Here is an 18,954-nt window from a genome sequence, read left to right on the forward strand (position 1 = left end):
TAGCTTGGTTTCATGCCAACCAACAAGTAAACAAACAAACCTAAGAATAAGAAATGAATAAGAAAAGACAGATTTTACTTTCAGCAGTGTTGGCCTCTGCTTTGGCATCCAACGCACAGGTTACCATCAATGTAGATGCCTCTAACCCAGGTATCAAGGTATCTCCTAACCTCTATGGTATCTTCTTCGAGGATATCAACCATGCTGCAGATGGCGGTCTCTATGCCGAACTCATCAGCAACCGTTCTTTCGAAGACGATGACAAGAATATTCCTACCTGGAAAACTGCCTCTCAGGAAGGTGCAAAGATCAATGCACAACTCATCAATAAGGGTTTGCTCAACAATGCACAGGGCAAGGCACTCCAGCTTACCATCGCTGCCAAGCCTGCAGCTACAGCCTCTCTCATCAATGAGGGTTTCTGGGGAATCAACGCCGTGCAGGGCAGAACCTATAAACTCTCTTTCTGGGCTAAGGGTAGCTACAAGGGCGGATTGAAGGCTCGCCTCACCAACGCCAAGGGCGACAAGGTGTATGCAGAAACAGCACTCAATGCCAAGGTTGGCAAGAAGTGGACCAAATATACGGCAGAGTTGACTGCCAACGGAAACGATGCCAAGGCTCAGTTCGAACTCGTAGCCGACGGAAAAGGTACCATCGTTCTCGATGTAGTAAGCCTCTTCCCTCCTACTTTCAAGAATCGCGAGAATGGCTTGCGCCCTGACCTGGCTCAGCTTCTCTATAACATCCATCCTAAGTTCGTCCGCTTCCCTGGCGGTTGCTACGTAGAGGGACAGGAATCTCCAGAGAATGCTTTCCACTGGGAGAAGACTATCGGTCCTATCGAGGAACGTCCGGGCCATAAGAACGTAAACTGGCGCTACCGTACCAGCGATGGTATGGGATTCGATGAGTATCTGCAGCTTGCCGAGGATCTGAACGCCAAGCCTCTCTATGTTGTAAACGTAGGTTTGTGGCACGGCGGTATGACTCCTGTAGACAGCATCCAGCCTTGGATTGATGAGTGCATGAATGCCCTGGAGTATGCCAACGGTCCTGTTACCTCTAAATATGGTGCGCTCCGTGCTAAGAATGGTCATCCGGAACCATACAATATCGAGTATCTGGAGATTGGTAATGAGAACAACCAGCCGGATCCTGCGGCTCAGAGCGACCATTACTACGAGCGCTTCAAGAAGTTCAAGGATGCGGTTCTGGCAAAATATCCTAAGATGCACCTCATCGGTAACGTGGTGGCTTGGGGCGATGACAATCCTAAGTGGGAAAGCAACGAGAGCGTAGAACTCCTCGACGAGCACTACTACAGAAATCCTGCCTGGTTTGCCGAGAACTTCAACAAGTATGACAACTACGACCGTAAGGGCAGCGAGATTTATGTAGGTGAATATGCCGTAACCCAGGGCTTCGGCAATATGGGTTCGCTCGATGCAGCACTCGGTGAGGCTGTCTATATGATGGGCATCGAGAACAACTCTGACATCGTGACCATGGCATCCTACGCTCCTATCTTCGCCAACCTCAACAACCGTATGTGGGCACCGGATATGATTCAGTATACATCAGACAAGGTATTCGGAACTCCATCTTACTACGTTCAGAACGTGATGGCAAACAACATCGGTACCCGTGTACTGAAGGTGAACCAGGAGAATCCATACAAATATGAGCAGACTCAGGTGAAGCCAGCTATTTGCCGTGTAGGTATGGGAACATGGGGCACTCAGGTTTCTTTCGAGGACAAGGGCTACAGCGATGAGAACGGAAAGGCGCTGCCGATGACCTTGCAGGAGTTGCCTACCGATATCCGTGGACAGTGGAAGACTGAGGGTAGCCTCATCAAGCAGACCAGCAACGAAGAGAGCTGCATCCGTCTGAACCCAGGCGAGATTACCAGCAATGGCTATATATATAAGGTACGCGCGAAGAAGGATGCCGGAAACGAAGGTTTCCTCATCATCTTTAACTACGTGGATAAGGACAACTACTGCTGGTTGAACCTCGGCGGCTGGAACAATACCCAGCACGGTGTGGAGTCTATCGTGAATGGTGCCAAGAGTCAGATTGCTACTACCCCAGGCAGCATCGAGACCGGCAAGTGGTATGACATCGAGCTGAAAGTAGTAGGCGACAGCATCTTCGCCAAGTTGGATGGCAAGGAAATATTCTCTACCAAGTTGAAGGCAAACACCCTTCCTGGCATCTTCTCTACAGCCACACTTGATGAACAGACGGGCGAGGTAATCCTGAAGATTGCCAACACCAGCACCGAGCACACCACAGCGAAGATTAATCTTCAGGGCAAGGAAATCAAGAATGGCAAGCTCATCCGCCTTTCTGCCAAGAATGGTCTGGAGGAGAATACCATCGATAATCCTACCAATATCTATCCTGTAGAAAACTACATAACTACAGAGAAGAACGGTGCAACGGTAGAGATTCCAGCCAGCTCGCTGAACATCATCCGTTTGAAATAACAGACTACATCCAGGGCAGGATGCCCTGGGATCCATATATAGGTAATAACATTTTGAATAGTTGATAAGAAAGTTAGTTAGAAAAGAGAAGGCGACAACCTGCGTGATGCAGATTGCCGCCTCGTTTTTTATCTGTCGTTTAATTAACCGAAAACATAATTGAAGAGCAGGAAGATGCTCAGGATAAACATCAAACCCACAAAGAAAGATGTCAAGCCCGACTTACCACCCTCGGCAACGCCCGAAGCACTCTCCACATAAGTGGTAATGGTAGAGCTACCCAGCAATGCACCGGCTGCCAGAATGTAACACATGGTCAGGAAAGTAGTCATACCAGCTATCAATTCCGTCTTGACCGTAGTAGTCTTTGGGTCGAAACCCAATAATGCTTTTAATTTGTTCATTTCTTATATTTAAATTTATCTCTATTTTCTCTTTCCCCCTTTCCACAACCCAGTCGCGTTATTTTTTCGGGGCGAACAAAGATAAGAAAAAATAATGAGGAATGCCTTATTTTATATGTTTTTAACTCATCAGAGTGCCTTATTTTACATGTTTCGGGGTATTCCGGATGCCTTATTTTACAAAGCATTTTATTTTTAACCATTATGCTTGGTTAATTCGGATTTTCTTTGTAACTTAGCAGCGCAAAACGTAAAGCATATAGGATTATGGCAAAAATAGTAAATAAATATCCTGTAGGAATTCAGACTTTTGAAGAAATTCGCGAGAAAGGTTATCTCTATGTAGATAAGACCAAATACATCGTGGATTTCAGAGAAAAAGGTATGAAGTATATCTTTCTGAGCCGTCCAAGACGATTCGGAAAATCGCTCTTTGCATCTACCCTTCAGGCCTATTTCGAGGGAAGAAAGGAACTGTTCGAGGGATTGGCTATTGCTGAATACGAGAAGGAATGGGTGAAGCATCCTGTGCTCCACTTCGATATGAGCGGTGCCAAACATTTTGATGCAGATGGCTTGAACAATTATCTGAATCTGCAGCTTTTGCCTTACGAGAAACTTTATGGTAAAGGAGAAGGGGAAATTTACCCTAACGAAAGGTTGGATGGTATCGTAAAGCGTGCTTATGAGCAGACGGGCGAAAAGACTGTTGTCATCATCGACGAATACGATGCCCCATTGCTGGATGTGGTACATGAAAAGGAAAACCTGCAACCGCTCCGCCGCATTATGCAGAACTTCTACAGTCCTCTGAAAAAACTCGATCCTTACCTGGAGTTCACCTTCATCACGGGCATCACCAAGTTCTCGCAGCTCAGCATCTTCAGCGAACTCAACAACCTCGACAATATCAGTCTGTTCGACCAGTACTCAGCCATCTGCGGCATCAGCAAAACCGAGCTTACCACGCAGATGAAACCAGATATTGAGGCTATGGGCGAGGCACTGAACATGACGTATGAGGAGTGCCTGAAAGAGCTGACGCAATTCTACGACGGTTATCATTTCAGCGAGAAATCAGAAGATATTTTCAATCCGTTCAGTCTTGTAAAGGCAATGAATGCAGGCAAGATTGCTCCTTACTGGTTTGGTTCCGGCACTCCATCCTTCCTCTTGAAACTCTTGGATAAGTATCATGTCAATCTTTCTACTTTAGAGAGTCAAGAGACAGTATTGAGTTCCTTCGACCAATCAACAGAGGAAATGACAGAAGCCTTGCCATTGCTTTACCAGAGCGGCTATCTGACCATCAAGAAATATGAACCGATGTTTCAGGAATATACGCTGGGCATCCCAAACAAGGAGGTACGCGACGGACTGCTCAACTCATTGATTCCTCATTATGTGAACCCTCGCCGTTCTGACAACAATGCCTTCCTCTTGGGATTCTGCAAGGCGGTTTATAGAAATGACATCGAGGCGGCACTGGAGCACATGCGCACCTATATGGCTACGATACCATATGATTTGGAGAATCACAGCGAGAAGCATTATCAGACTATCTTCTATCTGATGTTCAGTTTCCTCAACATCTATATCCGCACAGAGGTGAAGAGTGCCATCGGCAGGGCTGATGCCGTGATGCACATGCCAGATACAATCTACGTCTTCGAACTGAAGGTAGATAAGAGTGCTGATGAGGCTTTGGCACAAATAGACGAAAAAGGCTATATGCTGCCATATCATACAGAGGGCAAGCGACTGATAAAAATCGGTATCAGTTTTGACAGCACCCAGCGCACTATCAGCGATTGGAAGATTAAGGAAGAATAAAGAAAAAATCCGAAACAGAAGCTTGCCAAGTTATCTGTTTCGGATTTTTTGATGCTTATTTCGTTTGGATAAGCCAAGGTTTTCAAACCATCTTGAATTGTTAAAAAAAATAAGTCATAGTTTTCTCTCCCACAACTCATAGTTTCTTTCATCATAACTCATAGGTTTCTTTCATCATAACTCATAGGTTTCTTCCCAGCATCTCATAGGTTTCGGCACCAAAATCCATTGTTTTCAAGCAAAAAAGGGCTAAAAAAAACAAACGGACAAATTGAATTTGTCCGGACAAATTGTCCGTATCTTTATAAATCACTCATTTTTAATAACTTACAAGCCACCAGACAAAAGAGCCGGACAAATTCAATTTGTCCGTGTTTTAAAAATCGAGGCTATTCCAGCGTCAGCCACCCATCTTCCGTCCAGTTGATTTTCTTCTGAACCAGGATGCTGGCGCCATTCTTTGGCACGCTATAACCATGACAGAAGAAGAAATCGCCATCGGGGAAGGAGTAGGCAGAGCAATGACCCATCGCCTCATATTCTTTCTTATCGCCTTCCAGAATCAGCGTACCTCCGCCATTGCGCATGTCCCTACCCTCCTTATCCAGATAAGGACCGGCAACCTTCTTGCTTCTGCCCACGGCAACACGATAGTTGCTCTTGATGCCGCGGCAGCAGTAATCCCAGCTCACGAAGAGATAGTAATAATCACCATGCTTCATGATGAAAGGAGCCTCGATGGCATTGGTGCCGGCAAACTTGGAGGTAGGATTCGGCTCTGCCGAAGTATCGCCTACGACATGACGGCGGGCGATGGTCTGAGGCTTGGCGCCCTTCTTGACATGCATCGACTTCTTATCCAACTTGATCATCTGGATGCCATCCCAGAAAGAGCCCCAGGTAAGCCAAGGGTTTCCCTTCTCATCAACGATGAAATTCGGATCGATGGCATTCCAGTTGTCTCTATCACCCTTAGAGGCGACGAGGCAGCCCTCATCCTTCCATCCATCCTTATCAGATAAGGAAGTATTGCTCAGCAAGCCGATGGCAGATGTGTTCTTGCCAAAGGTAGAACAGGAATAAGCCAGATACCACTTGTTCTTGAAGCGGATAACATCCGGAGCCCAGATATGGGTTTCAAACCCCGGCACACTATCATGCGTCCATGCCGGAATCTCACTGTTCTTGAGCACGCCCTGAGGAACGATGGTCCAATGCTTGCGGTCGGTAGAGGTCATCTGCGTGATGCCATGACCTGTGCAGTAGAGATAGTACTTGCCATTCTCATACGCCATTACGGGGTCGTGGACAAAAGGAGTATCTACAACCAAAGGCTGTTGTGCACGAGACTCAGCTGGCGCTAGCATCATGGCTATCGCCACAATGCCAAAATATTTCATTGCAGTTTGTTTCATCTGTATATCTTCTCTATTTTTTAACAAAAAAGGGGAGTCATAGCTTCACTGCTTAACTCCCCCAAAAGATTCTACTTAGATTCTTTTATACCTTAAAAACTAACTAACATTTATTTTTTCTTGCCCCAGAAGCTCTTGCTACCACTGACGCCAGAGTATACGATAGTCAACTTGCGAGGACTAGCCTCCCAGTCTACCTCACGCTGTACCTTGAGCTTGGTAGTACCGATGGTGAGGGTGTTGGAAGAAGTATCAAAGTTCCATACCTTCACATTAGGCCAAGCCGTACCACCAGTCATTGAGCCGTCGGCATTGAGTGTAAATTCGGTGCTGACGCGCTGTTTGCCATACTCATAAGCGAGGTCTATACCTTCCCAAGTGCCAGCCAGTTCGCTAGCCTTGATAGCCACTTGTGGCACAGCTCCATAACGCTCTGGCATCACAGTAGGCCAACCATTAGACATCCACTTGATGCTACGCACACCACCCATCATGATGGCATTGCTTGCATTGATACCAGCCACATTGGCAGGCATACGCTGCTGAGATACATAGTACCAGTTGCCCGCGCCATCGTCGAAGACGGCACAGTGGCTGATGCCTACCCAACCATATCCCTGGCTGAACTTATAAGGATGAGTCAAGACGGTAGGATTGTCACCTGCGCCATTGGCTGCATTAGTCACTCTGTTATTCATCGTCTCGTAAGGACCGTCCACATTCTTGGAACGAAGCACACGGGTGTTGTAAGGAACATCCAAGCCATCGTAAGCCAAGAAGAGATAATAATATCCATCATGGTATACAACCTCAGGAGCCTCAGCTCCCTGCCAACGACTACCGTTGGTACGAGTGAAGATAAGCTTTCCGTAATGAGCAATCTCATCTGCTGTACCGTATGACTTAGGAAGTTCTTTCAAGGTCTTGCCTGTCTCTGGGTTCAACTGCACGGCAGCGATACCGCTGTGCCAAGAGCCATAGATAAGCCAGTGCTCGCCATTAGGTGTGATGATGAACGAAGGGTCGATGGCATTGAACTTGAAGTAGCCGTCCCAGTCGCGGTCCGATTTGCGAGCCCAGTTCTTACCCTTATCAGAAGAAGAGCAAATCACGAAACCCTTGTCTGTCCACTTGTTGCTGGCTGGGTCCGTAGTCTCTGCCATACCGATGAAGGCACGCTCCGTCCAAGAGCCATCATAGGTAGTGCCACCTGTCTTGATGTAGTTGTTCACCACGATGGCATAGTACATACGATAGAGATTATCCTTCACTTTTCTTACGCAAGGAGCCCAATAGCCATAGCTTGGGTTGGCGATAGGAGCCAAACCTTGCTCAGCACGAATCTCGTTCAACTTAGTCTTCACCCAAGCAGGAGCCACCGTCATCGTACCACCGAGATATTCCCAGTTTACGAGGTCTTTGCTTCGACGAGCATGGAAGTGTCCATGACCTTCGTGGACATTGCCATAGCTGGCATCAGTCTGATACATATAGTAATATCCATCAGCAGCCTTTACTACCGAAGGGTCATGCACATTGGCAAGATTCCACTTACTGCGCTGAGTCCAAGCAGCTACTGAAGTATAATTGTCATTATATGTAGGACAAACATACTTAGCCAAATCCTCGCTAGTAGGATTGTTTGGAGTTTCTGGCTGGGAAGGAGTCTCTGGTTTGTTTGGTGTATCTGGTACATCAGGATCATCACTTCCACCACTACTACAACTTACTGCCAAAGTACATGCCAGCAAGAATGCCCATTTATTAAGAAGTTTCATCATTATTTCCTTAAAAGTTTAGTTAGTTTTTATTCGATATTTTTGAAAAAAGGCAAGGCCTCATAGGAGGATTCTTCCATCCTCCTCATAGGTCATGCCTTTTATCTAGTATTTCAAAGATTCTCTTATCTGCGACGAGCAGAGTACTTGCGAGCAGATGCTGCTGTATCAAACTTCAAGCAGCTGCTATCTACGGTGAAGTCTACAAAGAGGTCGTTTGCAACAACTCCATCAATACCATAGTAATACTGAGTATTTACCTTGCCATCAGTACCTGTTGTAATAGCTAAGACGTCAGCAGTACCATTATTATTGTTGGTTACGTAAACAACAACCTTAGCGCCATTCATACCTGCCAACCAAGTTGCCCAGTCAGCCGCACCAGTAGAACCAGCAGTACAATTCTTCCATCCATAAGGACCAGAGTTGTCGCCAGTCCAACCGTAGTTATCCGAACGAACTACAACATACTCAGCTAAAGCTGCATTGCGGAGTACTACTACGTAGTTGTTCCAGTTAGCTGCACCACCCAAGTTAGTGAAAGAGAATGCGCGAGTCTCGCCAGCAGGAACCTTCACGTCTGCATCGAGGTGAGCACCCCACCAACCAGTTGTACAATCCTCAGCACCCAAGATAGCTGGGCTAGGAGTTACGAATGTTGCAGCATGCTTCTCTACTGTTACATCAAATGTTGTCTTCACACCATTCTTAGCAGTTACAGTAACAGCCTGCTTGCCTGCCTTCATTGGCACTGCAGAGATAACCAACTTATCGAGTGTGATATCACGAGTTACACCATCCAAATAAGTAGCCTGAACTGTCAAGCCCTTAGTATCTACTGGGAATACAGCAGAAGCAGGGTTAGTGATGCCTGCTGCCTCATAATACTTATAAGTGAGACGTGTAGGCGCACTTACTATATGGAGAGCTGTGATAGCTGGCACAACTTCGAATGTCTTCTGTGCAACGATAGGAGTAGAAGCATTCTCGCCCTTGAATGTCTTGTTATAGATGACGATGAGGTTCTTGGTGCCAGAAACATCCATATCGTTGATGGCAGAGAAATAAAGTTCCTTGGCAGGAATTACCTTGGTTACACCTTCCTCGAAGGTTACGGTAGCAGACACATTCTCCATTGCCTTTTCTAGGGGTGTATTCTCGTCTACTTCGGCAGGAACATTGTTCAACACCATAGAAACCGGAGCCTTATCCTGGGCAGATGTATAACCGCCGATAGGTTCTACGTTGCTCTGCATGAAATCGATGTAAGAGCCCTCAGGTACCAGGAAGCAACGGATGTTGGTATTGCTCTCGTCTGCATTCAGATTAGCAATCTTAGATGGCTGAATGTAGGTCTTGGTAACTGTACCATTGGTAATCTTCACCATGAAAGTATCTACACGGGAACGGTCAACCGTCAATGTTACCTTACCACCCAATTTATCTACACCCTTGTCTTTATCAGTTTCAAAGGTGAGATTACTCTGCACGCAGCTTCTGTCGATATGGTCACCCCACTCAGAGTTACCGCTTGGCTGGTTATCAAAACGGATAGCACCATACTCGGTATAACCTGTTCCGCCACGATCCACATCATTGGTGATGAGGAGGGCGAAGTTCTTATAGGTGTTAGTCGCAGAAGGATTGATGTTCAGATTGAACACGGCATTCCACTTCTGGTTGTCTTGAACCACATAATACTTTGAGAATGAAGTCCAAAAGCCTGAAGAGAAATCAGTATTACCTACAGTATAGACATCCTCATTCATACCTACAAGCACTTCCTCTGTAGATTGGTTAGCTTTTTCGATTGAATCAATCTTTTCAGAGAGCCAATCAGGAGAGCTGACGCTAAACATGTCACTTCCCTCGCATCCTGTCATCGCTGTCAATGCCATGGCTGCCACACAGAAGACGGATGCTAATTTATTTAGACGTTTCATATTATATCCTATTATAAATATGTAAATGTTATTTTGGTTTCCCTATGGGGCTATCGTTAAGAAACCCCATAGGAATAGATATTATTAGTTGCCCAAGTTAACTACAGGATGAACAGTCCAACCTCTTCCGAAGAAATCAGATGAGTTATCCGTATTCGTATTAGCTGAGTTACCTGTCAGGTTAGGGTTATCATTCAACAAGCCCTGATAGATAGGCAGGAACTCATGACCTGGTACGTATGTATCGTAAGAGCTCTTCAACTCTGGATCAACACCTACCATAGAGTAGCTGACTGCTTCCTTAGCCTTGTATGGAGAACGACGGAAGGTTCCGTGCTCCTTCAACTGAGCCAAACGACCCTGATCATAGAAGAATCCCCAACGGATCAGGTCAAGACCACGACCATTCTCGCAACCGAACTCCTTTGGACGCTCTACATTGGCAATCTGCTCGAAGAGCTTATCCTTGGTATCGAAGTCTGAGAGACTCAAATCCTTCAGGTTAGCACGCTCACGAACCTGGTTAATCCAGTCGATAGCCTGCTGTGTAGGACCGTTCACCTCGTTCTCGCACTCTGCTGCACGGAGCAAAACGTCTGAGTAACGCATCATACGGAGGTTGATACCGCAATGAAGACCGGTTGTCACCTTATCATAAAGGTTGGTACGGAAATTGGTCCACTTAGCGATAGGAAGACCACCATAGTTGTTGTTGGTTATGATTGTATCAGTAGCTGTCATCTGACTGGTATAAGCCACGTTGCCATTTTCAAATCCTTCCCATTCATTCTCGTAGGTACCGATGGTCCAGTAGAGACGTGGATCCAACTTACCAGCTGTGGTACGCTCCTGCTTGAAGAGGTTGTACAACCATGGAGAAGCTGAGAGGTCAGCCCATCCACCGAATCTACCTGGAGCGAAGTTAGACTCAACGGCATGTCCCTGTGTAGCGTTAGGGCTTGTATTAACTGGAGTCCACTCATCATCCACACCCTGTGAACCGTAGTCGAGATACTGGATTTCGAAGAGGCTCTCGGCATTGTTCTCATAAGCAGAACCCTCACGGAAGTTGTCGCCATAGTTGGCCATCAGCTTGTAAGAGCCATACTTCTTGTTCATGATGTCCTTGAGTACAACGAGTGCATCGCTATACTTATGGCGCTGCATCAGAGTGCGGGCATAGTAACCGGCAGCAGCACCGCAGGTAGCACGTCCCTTTGCCCACTCGCCACCTGCATCGCGAGATGGGAGGAGAGTCATAGCCTCTGCGAAATCCTTCTCCACCTGATCGAGCACATCGTCGTAGGTACTGTTCTTGCCATAGAGACCATCCAGAGAAGAATAGTTGGCATAATCAGTAATCAGCGCAGGATTCTGATAATATCCTGCCAATGTATAGTATGAATAACCGCGGAGGAAGAGAGCCTGTCCCTTGATTCGCTTCATGCTTTCGCTGAGCGAAGCATCATCGCCTGTGGTACGTGAGAGGATGAAGTTACATACATTAATAGTATAGTAAGCCTCACGCCAAGGCCAGAATGAGATTTCGTCTGTTACTGGGTCGTTCATGTCGTCGAATGGCATATACCATACCTGTGATGAGTTCCAAACCTCATCGCCACGTGTTACATCAAGGGTATAGCCTACACGAGCAGAAGAACCTTCCATACGGATATGGTTGTATGCTGCGATAACGCACTCCTCCAAATCATCTGCATTGAAACCGAAGGTTCCGGTGGTCTGCTGGTTTGGATTTGTTACCTCCAACTTGTCCTCACATGATGTAGTTGCCATTGCACCGAGGCCAAGGAAGAGAGCTAATGATAATTTATATAGTTTCATATCAAATGTTCTTTTAAATAATGATTCTTATACTTGTCTATTCTCATTATTAGAATGTGAAGTGGAGACCACACATGAATGTTCTTGCACTTGGGAAAGAGCAGAAGTTGTAACCTGGGGTAAAGGTACCGCCAGCATAGTCTACATTATATCCATGATAGCCTGTGAAGGTGTAGAGGTTCTGTGCTGATACATAGAGACGTACACCATTTACATATCCACCAAACCACTTGTCTGGGAAGTTGTAGCCCAACTCTACGTTGGCTATCTTCCAGTAAGCAGCATTCTGAATCTTGCGAGAGCTGAAGAGGTCGTTCCATGGCAATGTTGCATTGTTGGCTGCGTAGGTACGTGGAACACTTGAAAGGTAGGTACCATCCTCTGACCAACGATTGGCATCCAGCATGCCTACCTCCTTGTTACCATAGCCGTAGCAAGAGTTCAAGCTATTATAGATATCATCTGATACGTGATAGTTCAATACTCCGTATGTAGAGATGTTGAGGTCGAAACCCTTATACTCCAAGTGAGTGCTCAAACCGAAGTTTACCTTTGGAAGACCACTGCCCAATACGGTCTGGTCGTAAGCATCGATTACGCCATCAGGAGTTCCGTCAGGACCTGAAATATCCTCATAGAGGCAGTCACCGACATTGGCACCCTGCTGAACAGCATTGTTGTCCAAATCTTCCTGAGTACGGGCGATTCCCTTATAAACCCAACCATAGAACTTACCAATCTCCTGACCTACGTAAGTAGCGTATGCACCCGCAATGTATGAATCCTTACCGATACCCAGAGAAGTTACCTTGTTCTTCAGGGTACTTACATTGGCGCTGATATCATACTTGAAGGCATGATCGTGGTTGCGATAGGTAGCACTGAACTCGAAGCCACTGTTCTCCATAGAGGCAGCGTTCATGGTTACAGAGGTGTTGGATACACCGGTCTGTGCTGGCACAGGAACAGAGTAAAGCAGATCTTCTGACTTGTTCTTATACCACTCGGCAGTGAACTCCAGTCGATTGTTGAACATTGCCAGATCGATACCCACGTTGGTGGTCTTCTTCTTCTCCCAGGCGATATCGTTGTTCACGAAGGTAGAAACGGCAGAACCGGTTACAGGACTGTTGCCGAAGCTGTAAGTCATGTTGTTACGGTTCATGGTAGCCATATACTGGTACTCACCGATGTTCTCGTTACCGAGCTCACCGTAGCTGGCACGAATCTTGAACATGTTAACGATGTCGCGGCTGATAGGGAAGAACTTCTCCTTATCGAAACGCCAACCTAAAGATACAGATGGGAAGGTTGCCCAACGGATGTTCTTGCTCAAGCGAGAACTACCATCACGACGTACTACTGCAGAAAGCAGGTACTTCTCATCATAGTTGTAGTTCAAACGACCTACGTATGATGCCAGGCTATGCTTATACTCGAATGACTCTGAGTAAGTGTTCTTGGCATTCTGAAGCTGGAGGAAGTATGGCTCAGTGAAATTGATACCCCAACCAGTAAGGAGGTTGGTATTCTCTTCCTCGTAAGTCATACCGGCGAGCAGGTTGATGTTGTGCTTGCCAATCTTGCCATCGTATGTGATGGTATTCTCAACCAAGGCGTCGCTGTAGTTGCGTGAGCCCTTGGTAAGGCGCTCATTCTCCTTGGCAAGATATACACGGTTGCTCTGAATCCACGAAGGAATCCAGGTCTTATCCTTTGCCTCTGTCTTGCTGTAAGAGAGGTTTACATTATAGTGAAGACCATGGTTCTTGCTCTTGATACCTACCATGCCCAACAAATCTACGTCGGCAGAAGCGGTACCTACGAAGCGGTCAACCAAGGTGTTGCGCTGCAGGAGGTTATTAACCAGCAATGGGTTGGATGCAGAGATATCTCCATGTACGCCATCATAATATACACCATAGCCATAGGCATCGTAGCGATAACCATTAGCTGCACCTACCTTGTCATCGAGAACCCATGTTGATTTATCATAAGCCTTGATAGTTGGCTGCATCAGAAGTGTACCACGGAGCACGTTGGTTACATCACCATACAGACCCTGGACATACTCTGAGGCATTGGAAAGACCCATGTTGTCCTGGTTAGAGTGAGAGTAAACCATGCTTGTACGGAACTTCACGAACTTGGTGTCCATGGTATTGTTCACACGGGCTGTGTAACGCTCGTAGTTAGGACCTGCACCTTCCAAGGTACCCTTCTGGTTATAGTAGTCGAGAGATACATTATAAGTACTGTGAGAGCTACCACCGCTGAGGGCTACGTTGTGGTTCTGGCGGATACCGGTCTTGAACACTTCGTCAAACCAGTCTGTGTTGGTTGCATCCTGGAAGTGATACTTGCCATCCTCACCCATCTTATATCCACCAGGGATAGGAGTGTTGGAGTTTGTGCAAGCAGTACCAAGGTACTGGCTATACTGGTCGGCGTTCATCACGTCATATACATCGCCAGGAATCTGGTCAACACCAAAGTAACCGGAGTAGTTCACCTTCAGAGGCTGGTCTTTCTTACCATTCTTGGTAGTGATAATAACGACACCATTCGCAGCACGGGAACCATAGATGGCACCCGCAGAAGCATCCTTCAGAATCTGGATGGTCTCGATATCATTAGGAGAGAAGTCACGGATAGTGGTACCCATTGGCACACCATCGATGACATAAAGGGGAGCTGTGCTACCGAAAGAACCGATACCACGAATTCTCACACTAGGATCTGCACCAGGCTGACCGTCTGATGTAATCTGCACACCGGCAACCTTACCTTCAAGCATAGTAGAGATGTTAGAGTTTGACACCTTCTTCAGCTCCTCAGCATTTACGATAGATACAGAACCGGTAAGGTCTGCTTTCTTCTGGGTACCATAACCCACTACAACAACCTGGTCGAGCACCTGATTGTCGGCAGAGAGTTGGATAGATTCGATAATGGCACGACCGCGCACAGCAATCTCACGCTCCTTGTAGCCAAGATAGCTCACGAAAAGAGTCGCATTAGCCTTTACTCGAATTTCGAAATTACCATCTAAGTCGGTAACTGCACCAGTCTTGGCATCTTTAGTCTTAACTGTTGCACCAATCAGAGGTTCACCCTGATCATCTACAACATGTCCCTTGACCGTGATCACCTGATCTTGTGCAACTGCAGCCATTGCGGGCATTGGGGTGACAAAAGAAGCACCACCAACAGCACCTAGGCATAGCATCATAGAGAATAATTGTTTCCTCATTGCTTATCAATTTTTAGGTTTATACTTTGTTTATTATATTTTTAATATTTTTGTTTCGTCCGTTCTCTATTTTTAGGTTGCGGATGAAATGATAAATGTCAGCTAAACTAGACATCAACCATCAAATTTCAGTGGCAAAAGTACAATTAACCGGATTATATTGGGTGGACAATTGGGTTTTATAGGTGGACAAACCGCATAAACAGTAGATTTTTAAGGATATTACGTGCTTATCCACCAGTTGTGTACCCACACATACAAAACAAGGGGTTACTTGACTTATATCAAGTAGCCCCTCAGTTTTATTTTATTTACTTAACAAATTCTCACATCTTGGAACATTATTTCTCCGAAGAATCCAAGGAGAACTATGCCATATCTGAACCCTGAGAATCCAACTGATCCTTATATGCAGTCGGCGAGATGCCAAACTGCTTGGTGAAGCAACGGGTGAAATACTTCGGATCGTTGAAGCCTACACGGTAGGCTATCTCCGTAATATTTCGGTTGGAAGTTTTATCAGCCATCATCTTGCGCGAGATGTCGAGACGGTAGTTACGGATAAACTGGGCTGTTGGCAAGCCTGTCTCCTTGGAGAGATTCTTGCTCAGTACACTGCGGGATATACCCAAGGCACCTGCCAGTTCCTGTACACCAAACTCCGAATTATCGTAATTCTTCTCTATCACATCCATCACTTCTTCCATGAATGGACGCGTATTCTCCTCTACCATCTTCCTGTCAGCCTCAATGCTCTTTTTCTGACTGTCCTGATAACGCTTCTGGTTCTGCAGAATCATCTGGATGCGACTCTGCAGTTTTTCCGGTTCATCACTTTCCTTCATCGCTGCCTCGATAGGACGGTACAGAGCCTCAACTTCCTCTACGCGCATCTTGTTGAGACGGCGCACATAAGCATATTGGAGCAAGGCGATGATACCTATTATAATAAGGGTAACAAACCACCAGCTCTTCCAGAAATAAGGAGTAATCTGAACTTCTACAGAGATAACCTGCTCCTTATCGGAATTGACAGATGGGATATATTTCACCTCAAACTTATAGTCTCCAGCTGGCAGAGTGGAATAACGCACACTATGCTGACCAGCTTTGAGTTGAACCCACTCATTCTCGTATCCCTTCATGCGATAAAGGTACACGCCCTGTGTCTCGCAGCCATAATTGAGCGCTGAGAAAAAGAGGGTGAACGACTTATCACACTCATGGATACGCAACTTTCTGGCGATGGAGATGTCTTCTTCCAGATAATCGCTGCCGGCAAAGACAGGCTGGTTATCTACCAGAAGTTCGGTAAAGTACAACTTACCCGTCTGATGCACAGAACGGTTTATGCCCTTTACAGCCATCATACCCGCATCGGTGCCCAGGAATATTTCGCCCTTCGCATTGCGGATGGCTCCATTGAAATAGAACTGCGAACTGATCAGACCATCTTCACGGGAGAAACTGCAGAATGCCTCGGTCTTCGGATTGAAGATAGAGAGTCCGTTATCAGTAGCTATCCACAACATACCCTGGTTATCCTCTACAATACCCTTCACGATATTGTTGGCAAGTCCGTTATTGGTGGTATACGACTTCACTTGAGTCTTTCCGTTTTTATCGCTGGTATAGCAATACAGACCATAGCCGTTACTGCCCATCCATATCTTTCCATCCTTAGCCTGGCAGAAAGACAATATCTTATCGAAGACTCCACTCTTCGGATTGTCGAGTTTATACTGATGATACGTCACAGCGAAATCGCCCTTGCCATGAGGACGCGACTTGAGGTCGACCTCTACCATTCCCCGCACACAACCCATCAGGAGTTTGCCCTTTCGGGTTATCAGAGAACCAATGCAGCCGCGCACATTCTGGCATCCCCTGAAAGGTTCGATGAGTTGGCGGCGCTTCATATCATAGAAGAAGAGACCATCATTGGTTCCGAGCCACATACCATCATTGATAGGATCGTAAGCCAAGGAACCGGCAAAGTTAAGTAAATGCTGATGCTTAGCATCTATCACCAGAGGAATAATCTTGCCCGGCTGACTGAGATTCATCACAGCAAAGCCCCTTCCCCAGGTACCAATCCAGAGCTGATTGCGGTTATCGGCTGCAAGAACCGAGACGGTATTATGCGGCAAACCGGAATTTGCCACCGTATAATGAACAAAGTTCATGCTGCCTGGAGTCAAGGCATTGAGACCTCCCTCTACTGTTCCTACCCACAGGGTTCCGTCAGCTGCCGCATACATGGCATTGACAGCATTAGGAGAGATACAGCCCGGGGTGGCGGGGTCGTGACGGTAGAATTCCAAAATCAGCTGACGTGGAGCCAGCTTGATAACACCACCTGTCTCGGAACCTACCCATATCTGTCCGTTCTTAGAGAAAAGACTGTTGATAAAGTTGCTGCTCAGCGGATTCACAGCCGTAGCAGTGTTCCAATGTTCTATCTCTCCGGTCTTATCATTGAAGATATCTACGCCACAGAGCGTTCCTACCAGAAGTTTGTCATCTGGAGAAACAGCAAGGCTCGTCACTACTTCGTGCTGGAGCGAATGGTCGGTAGCAGAGCAATGGAATTCCTGCTTTGCACTATTAAACAATCCGCGATTCGTACCCATCCATATCTTACCATGATAATAAATAAGCGCCCCCCCATACCGACCTTCGAGCGGAGGGAACAGGGATGAGATATTCTTTGCTACGAGCTGATTGTTCTTCACAGAAAACTCGCTCACCACTCCATTGTTGCATAATACAACCGTTCCTCTGCGATAGACATCACAGATTCCGAGGTCGGGAGCATTATAAGGATAGGATGTGGACAAGACGCTGTTCACCTCGCCCTTTTCGTTAAAGCCGAAACGGGTAAGCTGGTTGAAAGAAAGCATCCATATATTGCCCTTTGCATCACAATATGTTCGGGTGCAAAGGTTCTTGAATACTTTGTTGAGGTGTGCCTCTACCTGGCTGTTCTCACAAGGTGGAACAACAGGCTGCATTGTTTTGAGGTCGAGCACCTGTGGCCCTTCTTCAAAAGCCACCCAAAGACGCTTGAAATGATCTTCGCAAGTATTGCGGCAGCTGTTGCTTCGCAGACTGATACCAGGAGTCCCCAAACCAAAGTTCATGAAATTGAAACCATCGTAGCGTACCAGTCCACCACCATGCGTACTGATCCATACGAAGCCGTAAGAATCCTGAAAGATATCATCAGCAAAATTATTCGGCATACCTGCAGCCATATTGAGATAGCTTACATTATAGCGACTAGGCAGCCCACCTTGCGCCCAACTGCTCAAGGTTATAAAAAGAATGCTTATTATAGAAAGAATGTATCTAATCATCATTTATTGCTCTTGTTGCTGATGCTTATCTTCCCATTTTGAATAGATAACTAATCCTGTTGCAAACACAGCAAGGAAAATATACATTGCCAATAATCCATTACTCATATTATTGCCTTTTCTGTTCTTTGCGATCATCTATTTTGGCATAAATAAATATTCCTGCTGCCAAAAGCACCAAAAAGCCATACATAATAAACAATCCAGTATCCATATTATTTTCCTTTCTTTTTATCTTCAATTTTGGAAAATACTATCATTCCTAAGCCTAAAAGCATAAGAGCGACATACATACTTAACAATCCTGCATCCATACTTATTTCTCCTTTTCCTTATCTTTTTTATCGTTATTATTATCTTTATGCAAGAAATAGACACCTATGGCAAACAGTATCACCATGATGACTATTGCCCCTAATGCAGCAAAGATTGAATCAACCTTTACAAACATTGTGGTCAAAACGTATGCTGTTACTATATACTTCGCAACATCCAAGAACCATTTGCCTATTTCCTTATACATATTTATTAAGTTTTTAAACTTCTGATTGCAAAAGTACGAAGAAAAAATGAAACGAAAGAATTTTTATTAAGAAAAAAACGTTCCTAGAAGTGTAAATTTACAACTCTAG

10 protein-coding genes are annotated in these 18,954 nt (G+C 45.9%); 2 read left to right on the forward strand and 8 right to left on the reverse strand.

The features are described 5' to 3' along the window. Positions 1–53 precede the first annotated feature (53 nt). Positions 54–2,495, forward strand: a complete 2,442-nt coding sequence (locus tag NQ544_RS10405; protein WP_006848527.1) for an alpha-L-arabinofuranosidase family protein — start codon at positions 54–56, stop codon at positions 2,493–2,495. A 143-nt stretch (positions 2,496–2,638) separates the two neighbouring features. On the opposite strand, the gene NQ544_RS10410 is transcribed toward NQ544_RS10405, so the two are convergent. After that, positions 2,639–2,899, reverse strand: coding sequence for a hypothetical protein (locus NQ544_RS10410; RefSeq protein WP_006848528.1), 261 nt, complete (start codon positions 2,897–2,899; stop codon positions 2,639–2,641). Positions 2,900–3,166: 267 nt separating this feature from the next. Between NQ544_RS10410 and NQ544_RS10415 the strand changes: the two genes are divergently transcribed. Further along, the gene (locus NQ544_RS10415; RefSeq protein ID WP_006848530.1) at positions 3,167–4,732 is read left to right on the forward strand and encodes an ATP-binding protein; all 1,566 of its coding nucleotides are present in this window, start codon (positions 3,167–3,169) and stop codon (positions 4,730–4,732) included. Positions 4,733–5,121: 389 nt separating this feature from the next. On the opposite strand, the gene NQ544_RS10420 is transcribed toward NQ544_RS10415, so the two are convergent. The 7 genes from NQ544_RS10420 to NQ544_RS10450 all read right to left on the reverse strand — a co-directional run bounded on the left by NQ544_RS10420 (position 5,122) and on the right by NQ544_RS10450 (position 18,845). After that, complete coding sequence (locus tag NQ544_RS10420) at positions 5,122–6,147, reverse strand: family 43 glycosylhydrolase (protein WP_006848531.1); 1,026 nt, start codon at positions 6,145–6,147, stop codon at positions 5,122–5,124. Positions 6,148–6,257: 110 nt separating this feature from the next. Next, a complete protein-coding gene (locus NQ544_RS10425) occupies positions 6,258–7,928 on the reverse strand; it encodes an arabinan endo-1,5-alpha-L-arabinosidase (protein ID WP_006848532.1) in 1,671 nt (556 codons plus the stop codon). A gap of 122 nt (positions 7,929–8,050) precedes the next feature. Further along, complete coding sequence (locus NQ544_RS10430; RefSeq protein WP_006848533.1) at positions 8,051–9,868, reverse strand: bacterial Ig-like domain-containing protein; 1,818 nt, start codon at positions 9,866–9,868, stop codon at positions 8,051–8,053. A gap of 84 nt (positions 9,869–9,952) precedes the next feature. Continuing rightward, positions 9,953–11,710 (reverse strand): RagB/SusD family nutrient uptake outer membrane protein, encoded by a 1,758-nt coding sequence (locus tag NQ544_RS10435; RefSeq protein ID WP_006848534.1) that lies wholly within the window; start codon positions 11,708–11,710, stop codon positions 9,953–9,955. Between the two features lie 49 nt (positions 11,711–11,759). Continuing rightward, complete coding sequence (locus NQ544_RS10440) at positions 11,760–14,963, reverse strand: SusC/RagA family TonB-linked outer membrane protein (RefSeq protein ID WP_006848535.1); 3,204 nt, start codon at positions 14,961–14,963, stop codon at positions 11,760–11,762. A gap of 368 nt (positions 14,964–15,331) precedes the next feature. Beyond that, positions 15,332–18,325: a two-component regulator propeller domain-containing protein gene (locus tag NQ544_RS10445; RefSeq protein WP_006848536.1), complete on the reverse strand. Its 2,994-nt coding sequence runs from the start codon at positions 18,323–18,325 to the stop codon at positions 15,332–15,334. Between the two features lie 313 nt (positions 18,326–18,638). Further along, a complete protein-coding gene (locus tag NQ544_RS10450; protein ID WP_006848538.1) occupies positions 18,639–18,845 on the reverse strand; it encodes a DUF6722 family protein in 207 nt (68 codons plus the stop codon). Positions 18,846–18,954: the final 109 nt, after the last annotated feature.

Source organism: Segatella copri DSM 18205 (assembly GCF_025151535.1).
Taxonomy (GTDB): domain Bacteria; phylum Bacteroidota; class Bacteroidia; order Bacteroidales; family Bacteroidaceae; genus Prevotella; species Prevotella copri.